The organism is Mesorhizobium silamurunense (assembly GCF_014843825.1).
In the GTDB taxonomy this organism is placed as follows: Bacteria; Pseudomonadota; Alphaproteobacteria; order Rhizobiales; family Rhizobiaceae; genus Mesorhizobium; species Mesorhizobium silamurunense.
Genome location: NZ_JHQR01000166.1, coordinates 1 through 7091, shown reverse-complemented (window position 1 = coordinate 7091; position 7091 = coordinate 1). Strand labels below are relative to the sequence as shown.

The window sequence follows — 7091 nt, the reverse complement described above, 5'->3', positions numbered from 1 at the left end:
GTGGCGAGCTTCGGCGGCCGCGCCGCCTTTTTCGGCAAGGTGTCCAACGATGCGCTCGGCGACATCTACACCCACGATATCCATGCCCAGGGCGTGGCCTTCGACACCAAGCCGCTTAAGGGCGAGCCGCCGACGGCACGCTCGATGATCTTCGTCACGCCGGACGGCGAGCGCTCGATGAACACCTATCTCGGCGCCTGCGTCGAGCTCGGACCGGAGGACGTCGAGGCCGACAAGGCCGCCGGAGCCAGGGTCACCTATTTCGAGGGTTACCTGTGGGACCCGCCGCGCGCCAAGGAAGCCATCCGGCAGACAGCGAGGCTGGCGCACGCCGCCGGCCGCGAAGTCTCGATGACGCTGTCGGACTCCTTCTGCGTCGACCGCTACCGCGACGAGTTCCTCGAGCTGATGCGGTCGGGCACTGTCGACATCGTCTTCGCCAACAGCCACGAGATCAAGTCGCTCTACCAGACCGCTTCCTTCGAGGAAGCGCTGGCGGCGATACGCAAGGATTGCAAGATCGGCGCCGTCACCCGCTCGGAAAAGGGCTCGGTGATCGTGCGCGGCGACGAGACCGTCACCATCAAGGCGACCACGATCAATGAACTGGTCGACACCACCGGCGCCGGCGACCTCTATGCCGCCGGCTTCCTCTACGGCTATACGAGCGGCCGCAGCCTCCAGGATTGCGGCGATCTCGGCTCGCTGGCGGCCGGGCTGGTGATCCAGCAGATCGGCCCGCGGCCGCGCCAGAATCTGCGCCGCGAGGCGGAACAAGCCGGGCTGATTTAGTTCCGCTGCGTCACCGCGGTCAGGCGCCAATGAGGCCGTCTGTCGCGCCGCTGTCATAGATCGCTCCTACAGGCATGGTGGGCGTTCCGTGACTGACATTTCGGGACGCCCGCAGCAGTTGGGTGTAACATGCAAGACAGCAACCTGTCCGGTCGCTGCGTCTGCCGTCATTGCGATTGCCGCTTTCCGCTATAGCCGTTCAAGAACCCGCCGCGGCTGGAGGAGAGCGCGGCGCGCAAGACAGAAGCATGACCAGATTTCAAAATCCGCCTGAGGGAATTTCGCAAGAGGCCTTGGCCGGGCTGGTGGCCGAGGCCGTGCAGCAGGCTTTGATGCAGCATGGTGTCCTGCTGGACGCGGAGGCCCTCGTTTCCGCCAGCGCGATTGCGGGCAGTGTTGCCGCCGCCCTGCCCTTCCTGCCGCAGGCGCAGCGGCTTGCGATCACCTCCTTCAAAGGTGGCTGGGCGGAGCCAACGTCCGAGCTTTTCCGCGCAATGGCGGAAAAACTCGCGCGCGCCGACCAGGCAGGCGTCGACAGCGTGGACGAAAGCCCGACAATCGGACTTGCCAGGCCTGCCTCCCGGCCTTTGGCCGGGCGAGCCTCCGAGCTCCAGTCGATGCTCATCGAAGACTGGGCCGGGGAGGTTGCCGGCTCGACCTATCTCGAAGAGAAATTCCGCATCCCCCGCTCGACCTTGCACCGCTGGCAAAGGCGGGGCGAGGTCGTTGCGCTTCGCAAAGGCGGCCGCAAGCACGTCTTCCCGCTCGCCCAGTTCGTCGACGGCAGGCCGGCTCCGGGCATAAGCGATGTGTTGGCGGCGATTACCAATCCGAGGCTGGCCTGGTTCTGGCTGACCCGCCCTTCCATCGAACTGGACGGCCGTATCCCCATCGAAATGCTCCGCGAGGACATGATCGAGGATGTGGTGCGCGCCGCGCGCGGCTTGTCCTGATCCGCGATTTCCAACATGGCTCCATGTTTTCGGCGCGCCGCCGTGCCAAAATATCAGCGGGCTATCTTTCTGTCATGAAACTGTAACAAATGGCACATTTGACACATTTACCAGCTTAGACTCATGTGCCTTACGTATATGTTGTGCAATATGTGCCATTCTTGCAAATATGTGACGTGATATTTGCGCAACAAGACTTTTCTAAGGGCCGAAAAGCCGTTTTTCGGACACAATCTCTGTTGTGAACGACCGCCAGTTAGGCCATGTCGAAGGCGAAGAAGCGGCGCTGGTGCGCGACTTTTTCAACGATGGGGACGGGGGTGGCAGAGCCGGATGGCTTGTCAGGCCTGTCTTGAACCTTTGACTGGAGATTCAAGAAAATGAACATCAAGAGCCTTCTACTCGGCTCAGCTGCGGCCCTGATCGCAGTTTCGGGCGCCCGCGCCGCCGACGCGGTGACCGTCGCCGAGCCGGAACCGGCCGAATACGTCAAGATCTGCGACGTCTATGGCGCAGGTTACTTCTACATCCCCGGCACCGAGACCTGCCTGCGCGTCGGCGGCTATGTCCGCTATGACGCCGGCTTCGGCGATGTCGGCTCGTTCGACGGCCGCACAGCCACCGACCATGAGGACGGCGACGCCCAGGATACCTGGAAGAAGAACGCCCGCTTCAACCTGAAGACCTGGACCGGCCAGGAAACCGAGCTTGGCACGTTGAAGACCTATACCGAGACCAAATTCAACTTTCCGAATGGCGGCGCCACGTCTGTTTCGCTGAGCTTCGCCTGGATCCAGCTCGGCGGCCTGCGCGTCGGTAAGGACGAAACGCCTTACGATCAGTTCATCGGCTATGCCGGCAACGTCATCCAGGACACGCTGATTCATTACGGCATGAAAGACACCAATGTTGTCAGCTACTATTTCGACGCTGGCAGCGGCATCTCGGGCGTGATCTCGCTCGAAGAAGGCTCGGACTCTACGGGCTCCACGGGCATTTCCGGCACCATCGACAGCTATGTTCCCAATGTCGTCGGCGGCTTGAAGTATAAGGGCGACTGGGGTGCGATCACCGGCGTCGTCGCCTATGATAGCTCTTACGAGGAAGTGGCCGGCAAGGTCCGTTTGGACGTCAATGTCACCAAGGAACTGTCGCTGTTCATCATGGGCGGCTACGGCACCGACGACAACTTCAACGACGCCAGCTGGGCTATCCCGGCGCGTGGCCGCGGCTTCTACAAGCCGTGGGGCGGCAACTGGGCAGTTTGGGGTGGCGGCACCTACAAATTCACCGACAAGGCGGCGTTCAACCTCCAGGTTTCGGCTGACGACGCCAGGAACGCCGCCGTTGCGGCAAACATAGCCTATACGATCGTTCCCGGCTTCACGATCACGACCGAAGTCGACTATGTCCACGACGGCAAGTTCGGAGACGCCGACGATTTCAACTGGACCAAGGCCGACAAGAAGAACAGCGTCGGCGGCATCGTCCGTTTCCAGCGCTCGTTCTGATCGGACCAGCGATCCTCACACGGAAAGGCCCGCGGCACCGCCGCGGGCCTTCTTGTTTGATCTAAACAGGACCTTCGCCGCGCCGGCTCCTCGTCAATTCCCCGCCGTGTAGGCCGCGATCGCCGCCATGTTGACGATGTCTGAGTCCTTGGCGTTGAGCGAGACGATCTGGACCGGCTTGTTCAAACCGACCAGCAGCGGGCCGATGACCGTCGAGCCGCCGAGTTCCTGCAGCATCTTGGTCGAGATCGAGGCCGAGTGGAACGCCGGCATCACCAGCACATTGGCCGGGCCGGTGAGCCTAATGAACGGATATTGCGCCATGGCGCGCGGGTTCAACGCCACGTCGGCCGCCATCTCGCCGTCATATTCGAAATCGACGCGGCGCTTGTCGAGGATGCGCACGGCCTCCTGCACCCGCTCGGAGCGCTCGCCCTGCGGGTGGCCGAAGGTGGAGTAGGCGAGCATGGCGAGCCTCGGCTCGTAGCCCATGCGGCGGGCAAAGCCGGCCGCTTCCTCGGCGATGTCGGCGATTTGCTCGGCGTTCGGCATGTCGTGCACGGCGGTGTCTGCGACCAGCACGGTGCGGCCCCTTGCCAGCACGATCGAGACGCCGATGACGCGGTGGCCCGGCTTGGCGTCGATGACGCGGCGCACGTCGTCGAGCGCGGTGGAATAGTTGCGGGTCACGCCGGTGACGATGCCGTCGGCATCGCCAAGCGCCACCATGCAGGCGGCGAAATGGTTGCGGTCGTTGTTGATCAGGCGCTGGCAGTCGCGGAACAGGTAGCCTTTCCGCTGCATGCGTTCGTAGAGATAGTCGGTGTAGATGCCGTTGCGGCGCGACAGCCTGGCGTTGATGATCTCGAGGCCCTGCTTGTTGAGATCGATGCCGGCGTGCTTGGCGTTCTCCTTGATGACGTCGTCGCGGCCGAGCAGGATCGCCGTGCCGAGCTTCTGGTTCACATAGGAGACGGCGGCGCGCATCACCTGCTCCTCCTCGCCTTCGGCAAAGACGATGCGCTTCGGCTGCCGGCGCACGCGGTCGTAGATGCGCTGCAAGGTCGAAGCGATCGGGTCGCGCCGGGCCGACAGCTCCTGCGCGTAACGGTCAAGGTCGAGGATCGGCTTGCGGGCGACGCCGGACTCCATCGCGGCCTTCGCCACCGCCAGCGGAATCGCCGAGATCAGGCGCGGATCGAATGGCACCGGGATGATGTAGTTGGGGCCGAATTTCGGCCGGTTACCCTGATAGGCCGCCGCGACATCGTCCGGCACATCCTGGCGCGCCAGTTCGGCCAGCGCCCGGGCCGCGGCGATCTTCATCTCGTCATTAATGGTGGTGGCCCTCACATCCAGCGCGCCGCGGAAGATGTATGGGAAGCCGAGCACATTGTTGACTTGGTTCGGATAGTCCGAGCGGCCGGTGGCCATGATGGCATCGGTGCGGATCTCGCCCACTTCCTCGGGCGTGATTTCCGGATCGGGATTGGCCATGGCGAAGATGATCGGGTTCTTGGCCATCGACTGCACCATGGCGGTGGTCAGCGCGCCTTTGGCGGAAAGGCCGAGGAAGACGTCGGCGCCGTCAAGCGCCTCGGCGAGGCTGCGCGCCTCGGTCTTGACCGCATGCGCCGACTTCCACTGGTTCATGCCTTCGGTGCGACCCTGGAAGACCACACCCTTGGTGTCGCACAGGATGATGTTTTCCGGCGAAAAACCCATCGCCTTCATCAGTTCGATGCAGGCGATGCCGGCAGCGCCCGCGCCGTTGCAGACCATCTTCGTGGTCTTCATGTCGCGACCGGTGATCTCCAGCGCGTTGATCAAGCCGGCGGAAGAGATGATGGCGGTGCCGTGCTGGTCGTCGTGGAAGACGGGAATGTCCATCAGCTCGCGCAGCCGCTGCTCGATGATGAAGCATTCCGGCGCCTTGATGTCCTCGAGGTTGATGCCGCCGAAGGAAGGCCCGAGGAAGCGCACGCAGTTGATGAACTCGTCGGCGTCCTCGGTCGCCACTTCGAGATCGATCGAATCGACATCGGCGAAGCGCTTGAACAGCACCGCCTTGCCTTCCATCACCGGCTTGGAGGCGAGCGCCCCGAGATTGCCAAGCCCGAGGATGGCGGTGCCGTTGGAGATGACGGCGACCATGTTGCCGCGCGTCGTGTAGTCGAAGGCGCGGCTTGGATCCTCGGCGATGGCGAGCACAGGCACGGCGACGCCCGGCGAATAGGCGAGGCTGAGATCGCGCTGCGTGGCCATCGGCTTGGTGGCGACGATCTCCAGCTTGCCGGGCCGCCCCATGGCGTGGAATTCGAGCGCTTCCTGCGCGCTGACGGAGGGACCACTGCTTTCGGTTTTCCTGGCCATGATGCTTTCGATTCCCTCACCTGTGCGGCACCGCTTGGGACAGGTGCTTGCTTATGGTTCTCACGGATTAAGGCTACACGCGGCCGCTGTAAACCGACAAGGCGGGCGAAGCTGCTTCAACACGGAAGGCCCAAGCAGTGCGGCGGCGCGAAATAGCAACGAGCTGGCAGCATGGCTCGCGGTTTCCCCTGCTTTTCGAGCGCCCGGCATTAAACCGCGCTGTTACATCTGCTAGCGTTCCGGCATGAACATGCACATGCCGACCGATCCCGACGCCCAGGAAACGACGACGCCGGCGCCCACCGTGGGCGGGGTCACGCCGATGATGGAGCAGTATATCGAGATCAAGGCGGCGAACCCGGATTCGCTCTTGTTCTACCGCATGGGCGATTTCTACGAGCTGTTCTTCGACGACGCCGAAAAGGCAACCCAGGCGCTCGGCATCGTGCTCACGAAGCGCGGCAAGCACCAGGGCCACGACATTCCGATGTGCGGCGTGCCGGTGCACGCGGCGGACGACTATTTGCAGAAGCTGATCGCGCAAGGTTTTCGCGTTGCCGTGTGCGAGCAGATAGAGGATCCCGCCGAAGCCAAGAAGCGCGGTTCGAAATCAGTGGTGCGCCGCGACGTGGTGCGGCTGGTCACGCCCGGCACCATCACCGAGGACAAGCTGCTCGCGCCCTCGGAATCGAGCTTCCTGATGGCGCTGGGCAGGGTGAAGGGCGGCAATGCGGCCAGCCAAGGCAGCTTCGCGCTCGCCTGGATCGACATCTCGACCGGCGCCTTCCGTGTCGCCGAGACGACGGCGGAGCGGCTGCTCGCCGACATCTTCCGCGTCGATCCGCGCGAGTTGATCGTCGCCGAGCCCGTGTTCCACGACCCGGAATTGCGGCCGGTCTTCGACGTGCTGGGCCGGGTCGCCAACCCGCAGCCGCCGTCGCTGTTCGATTCGGCATCGGCCACCGGCCGCATCGCCCGCTTCTTCGAGGTGGCGACGCCGGATAGTTTCGGCACATTCTCGCGCGCCGAACTGTCGGCGATCTCGGGCACTATTGCCTATGTCGAGAAGACGCAGAAGGCCGAGCGCCCGCCACTGTCGCGGCCCGAGCGCGAGGAGAGCGGCTCGACGCTGTTCATCGACCCGGCGACGCGCGCCAATCTGGAGCTCTTGCGCACGCTTTCCGGCAGCCGCGACGGCTCACTGTTCAAGGCGATCGATCGCACGGTGACCGGCGGCGGGGCGAGACTGCTCGCCGACCGGCTGATGGCGCCGCTGACCGATCCGGCGGCGATCACGGCAAGACTGGATTCGGTGTCGTTCTTTCGCTCCGAGACGCGGCTTTGCCAAGGATTGCGGGCGAGTCTCAAAAGCGTCGCCGACATGCCGAGGGCGCTGTCCAGGCTGGCTCTCAACCGCGGCGGCCCGCGCGACCTTGGCGCGCTGCGCGCCGGCTTCGAGGCC

5 protein-coding genes are annotated in these 7091 nt (G+C 63.9%); 4 read left to right on the top strand and 1 reads right to left on the bottom strand.

Features of this window, described 5'->3' with window-relative positions:
• The 3 genes from DH10_RS18845 to DH10_RS18835 all read left to right on the top strand — a co-directional run.
• The coding region (locus DH10_RS18845; protein WP_192385228.1) for an adenosine kinase at window positions 1–792 on the top strand (792 nt) is incomplete at its 5' end.
• A gap of 248 nt (window positions 793–1040) precedes the next feature.
• Entirely contained in the window at window positions 1041–1745 is a 705-nt protein-coding gene (locus tag DH10_RS18840) for an antitoxin Xre/MbcA/ParS-like domain-containing protein (RefSeq protein WP_192385227.1), read from the top strand.
• A gap of 380 nt (window positions 1746–2125) precedes the next feature.
• Entirely contained in the window at window positions 2126–3256 is a 1131-nt protein-coding gene (locus tag DH10_RS18835; RefSeq protein ID WP_192253518.1) for a porin, read from the top strand.
• Between the two features lie 93 nt (window positions 3257–3349).
• Here DH10_RS18835 and DH10_RS18830 read toward each other — a convergent pair whose 3' ends face one another.
• Window positions 3350–5629, bottom strand: coding sequence for an NADP-dependent malic enzyme (locus tag DH10_RS18830; RefSeq protein WP_192253520.1), 2280 nt, complete (start codon window positions 5627–5629; stop codon window positions 3350–3352).
• Window positions 5630–5873: 244 nt separating this feature from the next.
• Here DH10_RS18830 and DH10_RS18825 point away from each other — a divergent pair.
• Window positions 5874–7091 (top strand): MutS N-terminal domain-containing protein (locus tag DH10_RS18825; RefSeq protein WP_485020598.1); only part of this gene is annotated, 1218 nt, incomplete at its 3' end.